This window comes from Ligilactobacillus pobuzihii E100301 = KCTC 13174 (assembly GCF_000349725.1).
GTDB classification, from domain to species: Bacteria; Bacillota; Bacilli; order Lactobacillales; family Lactobacillaceae; genus Ligilactobacillus; species Ligilactobacillus pobuzihii.
On record NZ_KB714693.1, the window covers coordinates 242,166 to 259,212 of the forward strand.

17 protein-coding genes are annotated in these 17,047 nt (G+C 36.9%); 14 read left to right on the forward strand and 3 right to left on the reverse strand.

Going from position 1 to position 17,047, the window contains the following annotated elements:
- Positions 1-18: 18 nt before the first annotated feature.
- The 5 genes from LACPOB_RS0105205 (at position 19) to LACPOB_RS0105225 (ending at position 3,024) form a co-directional block, all read left to right on the forward strand.
- Positions 19-984: a D-2-hydroxyacid dehydrogenase gene (locus LACPOB_RS0105205; RefSeq protein ID WP_017867777.1), complete on the forward strand. Its 966-nt coding sequence runs from the start codon at positions 19-21 to the stop codon at positions 982-984.
- Between the two features lie 235 nt (positions 985-1,219).
- On the forward strand, positions 1,220-1,642 hold the full coding sequence (locus LACPOB_RS0105210; protein ID WP_017867778.1) for an Hsp20/alpha crystallin family protein: 423 nt from the start codon (positions 1,220-1,222) through the stop codon (positions 1,640-1,642).
- Positions 1,643-1,808: 166 nt separating this feature from the next.
- A complete protein-coding gene (locus LACPOB_RS0105215; protein WP_017867779.1) occupies positions 1,809-2,327 on the forward strand; it encodes a GNAT family N-acetyltransferase in 519 nt (172 codons plus the stop codon).
- A gap of 28 nt (positions 2,328-2,355) precedes the next feature.
- Complete coding sequence (locus LACPOB_RS0105220; RefSeq protein ID WP_146983664.1) at positions 2,356-2,622, forward strand: hypothetical protein; 267 nt, start codon at positions 2,356-2,358, stop codon at positions 2,620-2,622.
- A 141-nt stretch (positions 2,623-2,763) separates the two neighbouring features.
- Positions 2,764-3,024, forward strand: coding sequence for a hypothetical protein (locus LACPOB_RS0105225; protein ID WP_017867781.1), 261 nt, complete (start codon positions 2,764-2,766; stop codon positions 3,022-3,024).
- A gap of 114 nt (positions 3,025-3,138) precedes the next feature.
- Here the strand turns inward: LACPOB_RS0105225 and LACPOB_RS0105230 are convergent, their stop codons facing one another.
- The 3 genes from LACPOB_RS0105230 to LACPOB_RS0105240 form a co-directional block, all read right to left on the reverse strand.
- Entirely contained in the window at positions 3,139-4,770 is a 1,632-nt protein-coding gene (locus LACPOB_RS0105230; RefSeq protein ID WP_017867782.1) for a peptide ABC transporter substrate-binding protein, read from the reverse strand.
- 232 nt (positions 4,771-5,002) lie between these two features.
- Positions 5,003-6,373, reverse strand: coding sequence for an NAD-dependent succinate-semialdehyde dehydrogenase (locus LACPOB_RS0105235; RefSeq protein ID WP_017867783.1), 1,371 nt, complete (start codon positions 6,371-6,373; stop codon positions 5,003-5,005).
- 234 nt (positions 6,374-6,607) lie between these two features.
- The gene (locus LACPOB_RS0105240) at positions 6,608-7,006 is read right to left on the reverse strand and encodes a hypothetical protein (protein ID WP_017867784.1); all 399 of its coding nucleotides are present in this window, start codon (positions 7,004-7,006) and stop codon (positions 6,608-6,610) included.
- Positions 7,007-7,296: 290 nt separating this feature from the next.
- Here LACPOB_RS0105240 and LACPOB_RS0105245 point away from each other — a divergent pair, with 290 nt between their 5' ends.
- From LACPOB_RS0105245 to LACPOB_RS0105285, 9 genes are all read left to right on the forward strand, one after another.
- On the forward strand, positions 7,297-8,271 hold the full coding sequence (locus LACPOB_RS0105245; RefSeq protein ID WP_017867785.1) for an AEC family transporter: 975 nt from the start codon (positions 7,297-7,299) through the stop codon (positions 8,269-8,271).
- 290 nt (positions 8,272-8,561) lie between these two features.
- On the forward strand, positions 8,562-8,708 hold the full coding sequence (locus LACPOB_RS13295) for an aldehyde dehydrogenase family protein (protein WP_161605887.1): 147 nt from the start codon (positions 8,562-8,564) through the stop codon (positions 8,706-8,708).
- A gap of 520 nt (positions 8,709-9,228) precedes the next feature.
- Positions 9,229-9,753 carry a MarR family winged helix-turn-helix transcriptional regulator gene (locus tag LACPOB_RS11785; protein WP_017867786.1) on the forward strand — a complete coding sequence of 175 codons (525 nt, stop codon included), beginning with the start codon at positions 9,229-9,231 and terminating at the stop codon, positions 9,751-9,753.
- A 66-nt stretch (positions 9,754-9,819) separates the two neighbouring features.
- Positions 9,820-11,556, forward strand: coding sequence for an ABC transporter ATP-binding protein (locus LACPOB_RS0105260; protein WP_017867787.1), 1,737 nt, complete (start codon positions 9,820-9,822; stop codon positions 11,554-11,556).
- Positions 11,556-13,391: an ABC transporter ATP-binding protein gene (locus tag LACPOB_RS0105265; protein WP_017867788.1), complete on the forward strand. Its 1,836-nt coding sequence runs from the start codon at positions 11,556-11,558 to the stop codon at positions 13,389-13,391. Before LACPOB_RS0105260 ends, LACPOB_RS0105265 begins: the two co-directional genes overlap by 1 nt.
- A 19-nt stretch (positions 13,392-13,410) precedes the next feature.
- Positions 13,411-14,370: a hypothetical protein gene (locus tag LACPOB_RS0105270; RefSeq protein ID WP_017867789.1), complete on the forward strand. Its 960-nt coding sequence runs from the start codon at positions 13,411-13,413 to the stop codon at positions 14,368-14,370.
- Between the two features lie 399 nt (positions 14,371-14,769).
- Positions 14,770-15,033 (forward strand): CsbD family protein, encoded by a 264-nt coding sequence (locus LACPOB_RS0105275; RefSeq protein WP_017867790.1) that lies wholly within the window; start codon positions 14,770-14,772, stop codon positions 15,031-15,033.
- A 198-nt stretch (positions 15,034-15,231) separates the two neighbouring features.
- Positions 15,232-16,335 (forward strand): SLC13 family permease, encoded by a 1,104-nt coding sequence (locus LACPOB_RS0105280; protein ID WP_017867791.1) that lies wholly within the window; start codon positions 15,232-15,234, stop codon positions 16,333-16,335.
- Between the two features lie 93 nt (positions 16,336-16,428).
- Entirely contained in the window at positions 16,429-16,860 is a 432-nt protein-coding gene (locus LACPOB_RS0105285) for an OsmC family protein (RefSeq protein WP_017867792.1), read from the forward strand.
- Positions 16,861-17,047: the final 187 nt, after the last annotated feature.

Genomic DNA, 17,047 nt, shown 5'->3' on the forward strand with positions numbered 1-17,047 from the left:
AAAAATGGAGGATTTATGATGAGAATCGTTGTTTTAGACGGGTATGCTTTAAATCCCGGTGATATTGACTGGCAACCCCTGCAAGATGTTGGAGAATGTGAGATCTATGACCGGACTCCATTTAACGATAAGGCAGAGATCTTAAAACGGATCGGTGATGCAAGAATCGTTTTTACAAATAAAACACCACTGGATAAGGAAATTATCAACACTGCGCCTAATTTAAAATACATTGGTGTTTTAGCAACGGGTTATAATGTGATCGATATTGCTGCTGCGAATGAAGCAGGCGTGACGGTCACTAATATTCCTACTTATGGAACAAATGCTGTTGCGCAGTTTACATTTGCATTATTGTTGGAGATCACTAGCCATGTTGGTTTGCATAATGATTTAGTTCACCAAGGTGAATGGACAAATAACCCAGACTTTAGTTTCTTTGCTAAATCATTGGTCGAATTGCAAGGAAAAACACTGGGGCTAGTTGGTATCGGTAGGATCGCGCAAAAAGTGGCTGAACTCGGACATGCATTTGGCATGAATGTGATCTTTTATAATCATCGACCTAAAGAAGTTGAATACGATTGGTTACAGCAGGTTAACTTCGATGATTTACTAAGTCAGTCTGATGTGGTCAGTCTTCACGTTCCGCAGACTCCAGACACGACAGAAATAATCAATAGTTCATCCTTACAAAAAATGAAGGAAACTGCGATCTTGATCAATACTGCTCGTGGTGGTTTGATCAATGAACAAGACGTAGCTGATGCTTTAAATAGTAAGCAACTTGCGGCGGCGGCTGTCGATGTGGCAAAACACGAACCGCTTAATGCAGACAGTCCATTACTAAAAGCCAATAATTGTTATATTACCCCACATATTGCCTGGGCTCCGCAAGAAACTAGGACACGTTTGTTGGGGATCGCTGTTGATAATCTGACCGAATTTTTAGCTGGTAGAAAAAAGAATATTGTGACTAAATAATAACTAAAAGCCTATCGATCCTGGAAAAATATATTTCCGGTTGAACGGGCTTTTTTATTTTAGGAAAAGTTTGACTTTTTTTGACTAATTTCTGATTAAGTCACTTAGATTTACGGTTTAATTCCTTTTATGTCAATGTTTTAGAGATGTTTTTAACCTTGTTTATAAAATTTGACTATCTTTGACCAAAGGTGTAATATATAAAATGTAAAGAAAGAAAGGGGAACTAAATATTATGAATGAATTAGCAAATAACTTGAACCAATTGATGCACATCGGTGATGGATTTTTCGAAGACTTTGGTGAACCGCTCTTTACTATGGATTCATCAAATAACATGAAAAGTGATGTCATAAAAACAGATAATGGCTATCAGGTTACTGTAGATATACCTGGTGTTGATAAAGACAATATTGATCTTTCCTATGATCAAGATGTTTTAAGCATTAAAGCAAAGAGAGATTCAACACTTGACCAAAAAGATAAAGAAAATAACGTGATCGCTAGTGAGCGCTCATATGGTGAATATGTCCGTAATTACCGTTTGCCAGATGTTTTAGCTGATAAGATCTCTGCTAAAGCAGAAGATGGAGTGTTGACAATTGATTTGCCAAAAGCTGAAAGAAAAGAAACTGGTCATAAAATTGAAATTGGCTAATAAGTAGTCAGTGACTGAAAGAACAGAGTAAAAAAGAGTCGGTCAAGCACCGGCTCTTTTTTACGTCTACATATTTTTGAGAAATTAAAATAATAGTAATATTAGCTCATTTTCTTTGTGATATATTCGACCTTTGGTAGAATTAAAGAAAAGAGGGGGAATCATTTTGTTGATCAGGCCTTTAGAACGTCAAGACCTTAAAGACGTCCATAGTGTGCACAATGAACAAGATACGATGGCTTATTGGTTTGCAGAACCATACGAGTCTTATGCTGAATTAGAGGAATTATATAATAGACATATTCATGATAAACATGAACGGCGCTTCGTGATCGAAGAAGCGGGTGAATTTGCTGGAGTCGTTGAGTTAGTGGATATCGACTACATACCACGAACTTGCGAGATCCAGGTGATCGTGTTAAGTAAATTTCGTGGTAGAAAAATCGCACAAAAGGCGATGGAAAGTGCATTAGAGCACGCTTTTTACATCTTAAATATGCATAAGGTCTTTTTATATGTCGATACGGTTAACCAACCGGCGATCCATGTTTATAAAAAGTTAGGTTTCCAATTAGAAGGAACCATGAAAGAGCAATTTTATGCGCGCGGAACTTATCGTGATAGTTATTTTATGGGGATTTTAAAACGTGATTTTATTAAATCACACCAATCAAATGAAAAATGATGCGACATACCGCAAAGGAGTTGAGCAAATGACGCATGACTTAGACAATGAGATCATCGGTTATAAGTTATTAGTTGATTTTCCTGACTTCGCTTTGTATGCTGATGAGCATGATAATGTGGTGCAAAGGTACAGTATGGATATGGTAGCTAAATATGATCTGGAAGATAAAAGGTACAAATTTTCACCAGAGATGATGGCTTACTTGAAAAACTATATTAGCCAGTATAAAAGTGCTGAACCAGAAAAAAAGGCCATAATTAAGCGCTATATCAAGCAACAATTTTTACACTAGTAGTATCAAATCTTTTTATTGATCATTAAAAAGTTGTTAGCCCAAAAGGCTGATGCTTTTTTGCAAATAGAGAAACCGGGTCCAATACTTTGAAAAGTCTTGCATAAAAGGATTATACTGGAAATAGAGGAGGTAGTTATTTTGTCAAAAAATGACTTGATTGCACAATTTCAAGATTATGATCTATATGTGGGACCTAAACGAAAAATTTTGAAAAAGTATCACGAAGATCAAAAAACGGCTGACCGGACATATTCTTTATCATTGTTAGATTTTAGTAATTTAATGGGTCAGATCAGGCGTTACAATGCTGACCAGGAAAAAAGTGATGCAGAAAACGAGCTTAGAGAGTTGCAAGATAAGATCGAGGATCGTTTTTTACAAGAAAGCAACCGCACGTAGTTTTTTTATCAATATGAGAATGGAAATTTTCGCCAAAGTGTTTTTATGACCATAGAAAAATAGCCAACAGCTTATCTGAAAAACAGAGCTGTTGGCTATTTTTTTTACGATTTATTAGTCTTTTAGATGAACGTTTTTGTAATTATACATGACACCGGCTGAATTGACGATCAATCCTTTGACTTTTGGCCGGATCATTTCAGGTGAATTTTGTTGATACAGTGGAGAAACACCCATGTCTTGACTTAAAATTTTAGAAGCTTGGATCATGTCCTCCCAGCGCTTATCTTTGTTGGCAGCATCGGTCGTTTTTGCAGCTTTGATCAATCGATCATATTCTGCGTTGCTCCAAGAGCCGTCATTGTATTCATTGCCTGTAGTGAAGAGTTCCATAAAAGAGATCGGGTCAGAATAATCGGCGACCCAATTGGCAGCGACGACATCGAAGTCACCTTCACGGGAACGGGAAAGACGTGTCTTCAACGGCACATTTGAAACGTCAACACGGATCTTATCTGAACCTAAATGTTCTTCAAGCTGACTTTGAATGTAAGCCGTGACGTCTTTGCTTTGATCTGTATCCGCCCCTAGTAAGGTAAAGCGTAGTTTGTCTTGACCTATCTCATTTAGCCCTTCGTTAAATAATTGTTGAGCCTTTGTATCATCATGGCGCAGATCGTTAGTTTTGGCTTCTTTAGAAAAGTCAATCCCATTATTTTTAGCTAACCCGTTCGGCACGATACCCGTAGGCAATTCCGTTCCCTCACCCATGACCTTGCCCGCTAGCTGTTTACGGTTGATAGCTAAAGAAATTGCTTGACGAATTTTAGCATTTTTAAAAACTTGCTGTTTTTGGTTGAATTCGAGATAAGTCATTTGACCACTTTTTTCAACGGTAAAGCCGGGTTTTTTACTTAATTGTCGTGCTTGTTCTGTACTTAATTGTGACATGTCACTTTTACCAGATTGGTAGAGATTATAGGCAGTCGCTGGACTCTTGTTAACTTTGAAATTAATACCAGATAATTTAACATTTTTCTTATCCCAGTAATCAGTATTCTTTTTAAATTTCCAACTTAAATTAGAGCCTGTCCAATTCGTCATAACAAAAGGACCATTATAAACCATATACTTGGATTCTGTCCCGTACTTGGAACCATATTTATTAACTACTTTTTGATTTTGTGGGAAGAAAACTGGAAAGCCCATCAGTAGTTTGAAATAGGGGACCTGTTTATCCAAAGTGACGTTTAACTTATATTTGCCATCTGCTTTGACCCCCAAGGTAGAAGGAGCTTTTTTGCCATTAATAATTTCATTGGCGTTGGCAACTCCATCGAATAAGTATGAATAAGAAGAACCAGTTTTAGGGTCGATCGTTCGTTTCCACGAATAAACGAAATCTTTGGCGGTCACTTCATCACCATTGCTCCATTTAGCACCTTTACGTAAAGTGAAAGTATAGTGTAGCTTGTCTTTGCTAACTTTAGTAGAGGAAGCGATCCCTGGTTTTACTTTTGAATTCTTGCCTAGACGGTAGAGTCCTTCCATAGAATTACCTAACATGTCGAAACTTTCAGAATCAGTCGCTTTAGAAGGATCTATGGATGAAAGTTCAGTTGCTTCACTCCAATTGAGAACTTGCTTGTCGTCAGAATTGCTGCCAGACTTTGAACTACAGGCAATTAATGTTAAGCCCAGAGTGATCAAAGTGGCTGCAATAGACACAGTTTTTTTAGCTGTCATAGCCATCTTCCTTTTCTTTAAAATAAAACTGTTTCCTAAATTATATTCTATGTTAGAAAAAATAACAAAAAATAAGACACAAATTAGAAAGATTAGTTTATTATAATTTATATATGGATACTGCTCAGCCGAAAATACATTGTGCCAAAATAATATGACTTAATTTATACAAAAAAAGACACTACCATGCTACTGCAAAATAGTGTCTGAAAAAATGATCAATTTTAATTATTTAGTTAGCAGGTTCAAAGACTAAGTGTTGGTTAACAAAAGCGTCAAGGCCAAGTTCGCTTAATTCACGACCGTAGCCAGAATTTTTGACACCACCGAATGGTAATTCTGGTAATGAGGCCCAACCGGAATTGATAAATGACATACCAGTTTCGATTTTTTCTGCCACCTGTTGTGCGTGTTCACGGTTAGCAGAGAAAATAGTATTACCTAAGCCGTAGCTGGAATCATTTGCCAAGTCGATCGCTTCTTGTTCAGAATTAACTTTATAAACGACAGCAACTGGTCCAAACATTTCTTGGTTATAAACTGGGTTATCTTTATCGATATCAGTTAAGATCGTTGGCTGAAAGAAGAATCCCTTGCTGTCAATTGATTCATTACCGTAAACAAGCGTGGCGCCTCCTTCAATAGCGGAATCAACTTGTTTTTGTAATTTTTCTTGTGCACTCTTAGAAGAAAGAGGGGCAACAACAGTTTCTGGGTCCATTGGATCACCAATTTTTGCGCTAGAAAAAGCTTCCTTTAAATTGTCAACGAATTCGTCAAACTTATCAGCCATAACGATAAAACGTTTGGATGATGTGCAGACCTGGCCAGCATTATACAAACGTGCGCCGGGAGAAACTTTTTTTACTTCGTCAAAATCAGCGTCATCTAAGACGATAAAGGCGTCATTACCACCGAGTTCAAGTGTTGATTTCTTCAAAGCATCCCCAGCTTCTTTGGCAACCGAAGCGCCGCCGCGTTCAGAACCAGTTAAACATACACCAGCTACACGCGGATCATGGATCGCTTTGGCAACTAAGTCATAACTAATAAAGAGATTGCTCAATGCACCTTTAGGACCACCAGCATCGATCACTAGATCAGCAAACATTTGCGCAGAAGTTGGACAGATCGAAGCATGTTTTAAAATCATTGGGTTACCTACGACAAAGTTTGGCGCAAAGACACGTACAACTTGGTACAATGGGAAGTTCCATGGCTCGACTGCAACGATCACACCTGTAGCTTGTTTAGCGTAATAAGCACGGCCAGCCGGACTTTCTACCGGCACAGATTCCATAAATTTTTCGCCGTTTTTAGCATAATATTCCACAATGGAAACGCAGAGGTCAACTTCACCTTGTGCTTCAGTTAAAAGCTTACCCATGTCATAGGTCATTGCTTTAGCAAGATCGTCTTTTCTTTCTTTCATTAAATTTGCGATCTGCTGCAATTGTTTAGCACGATCTGAAACGGGTTCATCACGCCAAGTTTTGTATAATTTGTGACCGATCGTTAAGGCTTGCTCTAAATCTTTGTCTGTTGCATTATCATATTGTTGAAGTACTTCTCCTGTAAAAGGATAAGTTGTTTTATAAGCCATAAATTTCTCACTCCTTAAATTTGAGCAGTTATTAATAAACCGCTTTCTTTTATCAATATAACACTTAATTTAAGAAAATCAAAAAAATAACACCGATGTTTTTCACAAATACACATTTTTTTAAAAAACAAAGTATCGTTGAATACGTGGTAATTAGGGCAGAATTTATCTGCTATACCAATTAAAAAAATCACATTTATTAAGCCTTAAAGTGTTTTTAGGAGAATATTTTGCTCACTTCTCATTGTCTGTACTAAATGAATTTAAAACAATCATTAAAGAGTCTTGAATGTGCATTAAGTGTTGGTTGATATTACTGATGTCATCATCTTGTTTACGGGTAAGTTTAACCTTTTTATTTTTCTGGATATGCATGAGATGTGAGATGACTAGGTCTAAGAATTGGTCGGTGAAAGTGAGGTCATTGATCGCCGTTGAATAGTCGCCTTGTTTGAGCAGCAGGGCATCGTATTTCAAATCTAACATTGAATCAAGATCATCAACGATTTTTTGTAAAGGAGCGGTTAAAGTCCGTTGTTCAAATTTTAAAGAATTGGTTAATGATGCTAGTTTATTTTGCACACTATTAAGTTCTTTTTCCATATTATTGATGTTTTGAATAGCGTTTGACATTATATACACTCCTTGTACGACTTAAAAATGAATCAAATTTTAAAATGTTTCTGTAGCTTAATCTTAACTTTTACTTCTATGGATGCGTTTTACCGTACTCAAATATAGCACATTCTTAGTTGGTTAGCTATTTATTTGTTTCAATACAGAATAGTGATTATCATCTGTGAATAAGAATGCTAAAGGTTTATTCACAAATGAGTTATACCGTTCGGTATTGAAGATGAAAATGATTTGGCTTAACCTAAGGAACGAAGATAATTTCGGTAGTAGGGAAGTGGAGAAGAGTTTTGTCATTAATTATTCAGGCTTTACAAAGCGTTATTGTATTATTGATCATTATGTTGGTTGGCTTTTCGTTAATGAGAACAAACGTGGTTACGGATTATTTTTCGTTCGATGTGTCTAAAGTGATCACCTTGATCAGTTTACCAGCTATTATTTTTTATTCTGTTTTGACAAATATAAACCAAGATGGGCTGTTAACTTTATTTCAAAAAGTATTAGTTCCGATCACGGCTACATTATTCACCTATTTTGTTTGCTGGCTGATTTCTAAATTACCAGTATTTAAGGATGGCGATCGTGGTGTATTTATCAATGCCAGTGTTAACCCGAATACAACTTTTATTGGTCTGGCCATCAACAATATTTTGTTTGGTCAAGCAGGTCTAGCTAGCTTTTTAGCCTACTTTTTGACGAACAATGTTTCTGTCTGGGCGTTTGGCCAATATTTGATCGAACCAAATGATCGACAATTAAAAAAACGTGAAGTGGAAAAATTCAATTTGCTGTCATTGCTTAAATCACCGCCTTTGTTAGCTTTTTTGGTGAGTTTTATAGTGGTTGCATTAGGAGTAAAGATGCCATTATTTGTTATGAATACCACGCAATTATTAGGAGCTTTGGTGACACCGCTAGCCTTGTTGTATAGTGGAATGATGTTGTATAGTGCAGGATTGATGAAAAGTTTACAACTTTCTAACGCTAAGATTTTAGGGATCTTGGGGCGCTTTACTTTAGGCCCGTTATTGATGTATTTAACAATTGTGGTAACTAAGCAGATTTTTCCAGAGTTGATCACACCAATCGATAGTCAGGTCTGGTTAGTGCAATCAGCTACGCCAACGATGGCGATCTTGCCCATTTTAGCTGATCAGAAAAAAGCTAATGCCAAACTAGGTAATGATTTAGTTGTTTTGACGACAGTTTTATTTATTTTTGTACTACCAGTGATCTATGTTCTCGCCAAGGTTCTCTTTTAGTAAAACAGGTGAGAGTGAGACTTCTGTTTTTTGGGACACATTTAAAGGCCGTTGATTTATCCCATTAGATGAGTTAAACCGGTAGCTCTTTTAGGATCGCATAGCTAGTTATGTCACAGTTTCTGAAAATAAAATTTTTAAATATAATTCTGAGATAAAGAGTGTTTTATTTGGCAATTAGATAGATTTATTTGAAATTAAGCAGTAGATAAGACTGATAGTAATATTTTTTCTGAGAAAAAAACAGTGGTCACATCATTGAAAGTAATGAAAACTTCTTCGAACTAACGGTGATCGTTAATGTAGATGATGATCCACTGTTCATGCTAGACGAGATATTTGATCTAGTATTGCCAATTGTTAAATTTGAAACAGTTGATGAAGCTATCGATAAGGACAATGATTCTCCACATGGTCTTTCTTTATATATATACTGAAGGTTTGAAAGAGCCGATGGAGTTCAGTGATCGTTTGGGATATTGGTGGTGTCTATGTCAATTGTGAAGCTGAAGAAGAAACTACAGGCTACCATGCAGGTTGGCGTTAATCTGATTTTGGGGCGCTGATGGTCAACCTGGTTTGGATAAATACCAGAGTACGACAGTAAGTCATTTACGTTATGAATAACTAATAGTTTAACTAAAGGGCAAAATTTAGTTGCTTAGATCAAGTGGTCTGGGTAACTCTTTTTTTGTTTTTAATTAAAAAGTAAAAGTTGTTTTTTATCGCGATTGACATATTGTTCAGGTACCTGTATTATATTCAAAGTGATTTTAAATAAGTAAATATATATGGTGTTTCAGACTAGGGCAGAACTTCTCGTTTTTGTGAGGTTTTTAAGTTGGTAGATTTTTCATTTAGCTAATTAGCCCGTGATAGTGGTTAATGAATGATGTTAGTAGAAATTATAGTATGGGAGATACTTTTTATCTTGTTGTATAAAGGAGGCTTTTTTCAATGGATGAAATTACCGAACAATTTTTAATTTTTAATAAATTGTTCCGTAGATATATCGATTTGCATCATAAAAATTTAGGGAAATACGGTAATTTTTTGCAGGGCCAGGGACGTATTTTATCTGTACTTAAGATGAAACCAGATATTTCGCAAAAAGACCTAACATACATTTTAGCGGTTCGTCCACAATCACTAGGCGAACTGTTAGTAAAACTTGAAAAAAATGAATTGATTAAACGTTATCCGTCGCAATCAGATCGACGAATCATGATGATCCATCTCACGGATAAGGGAAAAAAGGTGGCCTGCAAAGTAACTGAAGGACATAATGTTGCTTTATTTGACCAACTAACTAAAGAAGAAAAGAAACAATTTGTTAGTATTTTACGGAAGTTAAGCAAAAATATGCAAGAAGAGTTGCCTAATGGAGATAAAAATGAAAGCTTTTATGACGATCCGCAAAAACACTTTGAAATGATCAGAAAATTACAAAATACACGCAAAGATCAACCAACAGATTTTTAGACTAAGAATAAAACAAGATTATTAGAAGATATAAGTTTATGGGTATTAGTGAAAGGGGTAGTATGGATGTTTAAACTCGCCAAAGGTCGCATGTCAATTTGGGCAGTGATCGGTGCAGTACTTTTTATGGTCGTTCAAGTAACGGCAAACTTAAATATTCCTAGCTTAACGTCTGATATTGTAAATAATGGGGTCGTTAACGGCGACATTGATTACATATGGCGCGTAGGAATGAAAATGATCGTTTTTTCGTTGATAGGTATCCTTGCAGCAACAGGAAATGTGTTTTTAGCTTCAAGAACTTCAATGAAACTTGGGTCAAATTTGCGAAATGATATTTATAGCAAAGTGATCAACATGTCAAATGATGAATACGACCAGATCGAAACATCATCAATGATCACAAGAACGACTAACGATGTGATCCAGATTCAAAATGTGTACATGATGATGTTACGGATGATGTTAATGTCACCAGTTATGTTGATTGGTGCTAGTTTTTTAGCTTATAACAAAAACCATCGTTTGACTTTGGTTTTCTTAGTGGTTTTACCGATCATGCTGATTTTCGTTGGGTTCTTATTGTATTTGGCTGTGCCGAAGTTTAAGGCTATGCAGACTAAGACTGATCGTTTGAACCGAGTTTTTCGTGAAGGCTTAACGGGTGTTCGTGTCATTCGTGCTTTCCGTCGGGACAAATTTGAGCAAGATCGTTTCGAGGATGCCAATCTGGATTTTACGCGAAATGCAATCAACGTTAACATTATTATGGCGTTCTCGTTTCCTGTGATTCAGATGATCATTAGTGGAACTAACGTGGCGATCGTGTGGTTCGGTGCAAAATTGATCGGTGTCCAAGCAATGCCCGTTGGTAATTTAATTTCATTTATGGCATACGCCGCACAGATTTTAGTTAGTTTTATGATGCTTTCGATGGTTTTCATTATGATCCCACGTGCGCAAGCTTCTGCTAAACGTATTCAAGAGGTCTTTGACTTGAAGTCGACTCTTAAAGAAGATGAAAAGCCGGTTCAGGCAGATAAAACACCAGGTAATCATACATTAAAGTTTAGCCACGTTGATTATCGGTATGCAAATGCCGAAAAACCGGTCTTGACTGATATTGATTTTAAGTCTCAAAGCGGCCAAACGATCGGTATTATCGGTGGAACTGGTTCAGGTAAAACATCATTGGTCAACTTGATCCCTCGTTTTTATGATACAGAAAAAGGCGAAATAATATTAGATGGGCAAGACATACGTCATTATGGTTTAAATGACTTGCGTGATATGATCTCTTTTGTTCCACAAAAAGCAGCTTTGTTTCGAGGAAGTTTGCGAGAAAACATGAAGTTTGGTAAAGCGGATGCGACAGACGAAGAGATATGGCAAGCCTTGGATATTGCCCAAGCTACTGACTTTGTAAAAGAAGATCCAGCTGGGTTAGACCAATATGTTGAACAAAATGGTGATAACTATTCTGGTGGACAAAGACAGCGTTTGACGATCGCACGTGCTTTAGTCAAGAAAGCAGCTGTTTATGTGTTCGATGATTCATTTTCAGCCTTGGACTTCAAGACTGATGCGGTTTTGCGTCAAGCCTTACAAGATGATGAACATATGCAACAAAGCATCATCGTGATAGTTGCTGAACGGATCGCTACTGTGGCCGATGCCGATAACATTTTAGTCTTAGACGAAGGTGAAGTTACTGGACAGGGTACACATAATGAATTGAAGGATAATAATGAGATCTACCAAGAAATCATTAACTCACAAATCAAAAAGGGGGATGAAGTATAATGGCCCAAAAAGCACATTCAATTGAACGCCGACGTAAGCCAAAAAATTTTTGGAAAACTACGCGTCGTTTATTAAGCTATATGTCCAATCGAATAGTAGGCTTGATCTTCGTCATGGCCTTTGCGATCGCCAGTGTGATTTTTCAAACCAAGACTCCTAAGGTTTTGGGTGAAGCAACGACCGAAATTTACAAGGGAGTTATAAAAGGTACTTCTCAACAAAAGGCCGGGATCGATGTTCATGGTTTACCGATCAATTATGACAAGATCATTCATATCATTGTGATCGTGATCTTGATGTATTTGGCAGCGGCTGTCCTTGCATTTATGCAACAGCTGATAATGACATATATTTCTCAAAATACGGTCTATAAGATGCGTAAAGATTTAAAGCAAAAAATGGAACGTCTACCGATCAATTATTATGATACACATAGTAATGGCGACATTATGAGTCGTGCTGTTAATGATATGGATAATGTGGCAAATATTTTGCAACAAAATTTAACCCAGGCAGTAACAAGTGTCGTTCAGTTTGTGGCTACTTTGTGGATGATGTTTTCGATCAGTTGGAAGCTAACTTTGATTGCTTTGATCACTATCCCTGTTAGTTTACTTGTAGTTGGTTTTGTCGCTCCTAAGTCACAGAAGTACTTTGCTGCGCAACAGAAAAGTTTAGGATTGATCAATGACCAAGTTGAAGAAAATTTTGCGGGTCAGCAAGTTTTAAAGAGCTTTAATAAACAGACTGACACGATCAAAGCCTTCCAAAAAGAAAATAATAACTATTACCAGGCGTCATGGAGAGCGCAGTTTGTAGCTGGGATCGTAATGCCATTGATGATCTTCTTGAATAACGTTGGTTATGTTTTTGTTGCAATCATTGGTGGGGTTCAAGTTGCCAATGGTACTGTAACTTTAGGTAACATCCAAGCTTTCTTACAGTACATGAACCAGTTTTCACAGCCAATTTCACAAATGGCTAACTTGATGAATACGATTCAAATGACAGTTGCTTCTGCTGAACGGATCTTCGAAGTGATCGATGAAGAAGAAATGAAAGATACTAAAGATGATCGTGCGGTTGAATCAACTTCTAACTTAATTGAATTACAACATGTTAAGTTTGGTTACCAAGGCAAAGACCTATTGATGACAGACTACAATTTGAACGTTAAGTCGGGGCAAGAAGTGGCGATCGTTGGACCAACTGGTGCAGGTAAGACAACGATCATCAACTTGCTAGAACGATTTTATGATATTAAAGGCGGAAATATTCGCTTAAACGGGGTAGATACCAGGGATATTGATCGTGAAGACCTACGTTCACACTTTGCGATGGTTTTGCAGGATACATGGCTATTTTCTGGTTCGATTTACGAAAATATCAAATATGGGCGTGAAGATGCCACAGATGAAGAAATTATGAATGCTTCAAAGGCTGCACACGTGGATAATTTTGTTCGTCGTTTGCCAGATGGCTATGATACGGTCTTAAACGAATCTGGTTCGAATGTGTCCCAAGGTCAACGTCAGTTGATCACGATCGCGCGCGCATTCTTAGCGGATCCAGAAATTTTGATTTTGGATGAAGCTACTAGTTCGGTTGATACAAGAACAGAATTGCATATTCAACATGCAATGGAACGTTTGTTACAAGGACGGACAAGTTTCGTAGTTGCGCATCGTTTGTCCACGATACAAAATGCCGATAATATCATCGTGATGAACCACGGTTCAGTCGTTGAAACTGGGACACATGATGAGTTGTTGAAATTAGACGGTTTCTATGCCGATTTGTATAATAGTCAGTTTACTAGTGGTTTGTCATTTTAGTTAGGAGGCAGTGTGCATTATGAAAAAAATTAGTGGGTTAGTAATTGCGCTCGCGTCTGTTGCATTGCTCCTGGCAGGATGCGGCAAAGATAGGCTTTCAGTTGAGGATCATCATTTGAAGGCAGATGGTTTGGCAGTTATGATCAAGGGAAAAACTAATCAAGATCGTGTTGCCTATCAGATCGATGATGGCAAGAAGAAGACTGTTAAACCAGAAAGCTCTGCTTATACAATAATGATCCCAGTTCAAAATAAAGAACAGACTGTTCATTTGACGGCGGGAACACAAAAGAAAACAGTTAAAGTTGATAAAACTAAGCCTTTAGTTGAATATTCTCAGCTTAAGCAAAAATTTGATCAGGGACTTGTGATGACTAAGTTATCAGCTGAAGATCAAAAAGCTGCAATGTCTTTGCAAAAAAAAGGTCAACAACTTAAAGAAAAGCAAAAAGAAATCAAATCTAAGTTCGTTGCGGACAAAAAAGCAATCGCCCAAAGCCAAGATCCAAAAGCAGTGGCTGATTTAAAAAAGCAAGTTTCAGCTGGTCAACAGTTAAAACAAGATGCAAAAGACTTGAAACGACAGCAAGCAGCTTTAGCCCCTAAATTAAAGCAGGCTCAAATATCTACTAAAGATGAACGGTTGCCTGACAGAGCAAAAAATGGGATCCATGATTTGCAAAGCAAGAAGAATTTTCAATTACGTGCAAATGTGGATGAAGAGAAAGTCAACGCTTTAGCTGTGATCGTGCCTGTGAAAACTATGAAAGATAAAGATCAGGCACAAGAGTTTATTATGAAATTCTCCACGGTTGCATCAGCTGTTGGTGCAGATCCTAAAGATGTTTTAAAACAGTTTAAAAAACAGATGGATACAGATAAATCGACAAAGACAACAGCTAAGACGATTCATTCTAATGATGTTTCCTTTAGTATTGGGATCTCAGCAGATCACTTGTATATCTATTTGTTGAAATAAGAAAAATGGAGTTGGTAAGAAAATAACCTTTTACCAGCTCCATCTTTTTATGACCTACTTTGGAAAACTTAGTCTCACATTTCAATTTGTAATGCATACTTTGCATGAGTTTGCATCGTATGTCTATTTATACCACATACTTCATTTGATTTATCGTTGCATTTTAATTTCTGACACATACTTTGTTGATCATAGTGTTTCAAATTAAGGGTAATTATTACACTCAGCCGAACGAACCATAACTTCTAAATTATATTAATACAAAAACAAAGGGCGCAATTATGGACTTCAAAGAATAGATCAGTTAGATATGGTCGTTCTTTAAGTGTTATGGATTACATTTTATTGATCGATAGTGTATAATTCAAATTAGTATTAAAACTATGGAGGTGCATGAGGATGCAAAAATTCTTACTAGGAGTTAGTTTGACAGCTAACGCAGTTCTTGGTTATTTATTATTAAAAGATGAAGATACTGTTGAAGAATTAAGAGAACGTTTGGAACATGCTAGTGACGAAGTTGTTGGCAAGGTACAACAAGCTAAGGGTAGCTTAACTGGAGACACAGAAGATAAGGTCGAAGGTGCTGCTAAAGAAGCTAAAAGCGCCGTAGAAGACAAAGCACAAGATGTTAAAGACGCTGCTCAAAAGGCCGCTGAATAATACTTTGTGACCAAGCACAATATTGCCTCGAAAGTGAAAACTCTCGGGGCTTTTTTCGTGCAAGGTGAAGCAAGATGGATAAGTTAACAATATTGAACTTGCGCATTATATATAGCTTTCAGGCTAGGAAAAATCCGTGCTTGATCAATGAAGAGTCTTGGTTTGCTTAATCTGAATAAGAAAATGGGAGATTAGAAAATGGTCGGTGTTTTAAAAAAGATCGGGACAGACAAAATGTTTTTAATATCGGCTGGAGTAGCGTTATTGAGTATGTTTGTCAGTCGACCGCAATTCGTGGATATTGATTGGCAAACAATTACTTCTTTGGCGTCTTTATTATCCTTGATCGCAGTTTATGAACATTTGGAAGTTCTGAGTTATGGTGCTTCCTTATTAGTTAAATTAGTAGGGACCAAGCGTACGTTAGTTCAAGCTTTAGTTGGTGTGTCTTTTATAGCAGCAATGTTTTTGACAAATGACGCAGCAATCATCGCACTAACACCAATTTTGATCATTGTCGCACAAAGAGTAAAGCTACCTGTCATTTTGCCGGTGATCTTAGTCAATGTGGCCGCTAATTTAGGCAGTATGGTAACTCCTTTTGGTAATCCGCAGAATCTGTATTTATTGAATAAATTCAACTTAAACTTTGGTGATTTTATTCGAATGTCTTTACCAGTAATGGTCGTTAGTCTGTTAATATTGGGAGTTTTTACACTAAAATTTCCGCGCGACAGAGTCCAAAATATTGAACTTCCTACTCTAAAATTACAGTGGGATAAGGTGGCCTTAGCTGTGGTTGCAACGGTGATCATCTTAGCAGGGGTATTTTCTATTTTACCAAGTACTGTCATGCTATTAGCGGCCTTCATTATAGTCTTGTTGGTCGACCCGCAAATTTTTAAGCGGATCGATTATGCCTTGTTGTTGACTTTTGTTATGTTTTTTATTGCTGTCGGTGATATTGGACGAGCACCAATGATCTATGATTTTATGCAGAAATTAGGAACAACATCTTTAGGAACATATGTGAGTGGCTTATTGAGTAGTCAACTGATCAGCAATGTTCCAGCAGTTATTTTATTAGGCTCTTATACCAAATATGTTTATCCATTATTTTTAGGAGTAAACATTGGCGGTTTAGGAACTTTGATTGCTTCTTTGGCTAATTTATTGGCGTATAAACAATATTATGTTCGAGTTAAATCACCTAGTAAGGATTATTTCAAAGTCTTCATTAAAGTTAATTTGATTTGCTTGTTTGTTTTAGGACTATTAGGATTATTTTTAGCTTTACTCTGATGTCTTGAATGCTTAGGGTAAACTTTTGCCAATTATTTTGGTAAAATCAGCATATGTAAAGCGCTTTATTCAAAAGAAAGAGGGAGCTAATTTATGAAAAACGACCCACGTTGGCAAAAGGCTTTATACACGACTGAAATATATAATGAAGAGGGACTAGAAGGACATGCTTATGTGCCAGATGGCCTGAATTTGAAAACAAGCAGTCCGCTAAACGATCATCCAGGTACCAATCCAGAGCAGCTATTGGGAATGTCGTTGTGTACTTGTTTAGCGGCAACTATGCAGGCTGTGGAAAAAGAGCACCATTTAGAACACCATGCCAAAGTTAGAGCAAAGATCGCTTATATTGGCGAGAAGGCCCATTATGAATTTCTAGTACATGCACAAATTTGTGTACCACAAGTTGATTTACCAACAGCTAAGAAATTGGTTAGCGAGGCTGAGAAAAGATGTTGTGTTTCACAACTTTTGAGTGGTAGCGATAATTATAGTGTTGAAGCAGTTGAAGATTGGTCGAAATAAGACCAGCAGAATTTGAATAGTATTGCGTGCGATGCCTTTGTGAAGATGCAAGGGCATTTTTGGTGTGAATGATTATTTAGCTGTTATTACTTGCTAAAAAATTAATATATTGTCAAATTTGTGCTTTTAAAGTCATAATAATTTGCTAGTTCGAAAAAGACCTGATAGTGTAATCTATTAAGTAATA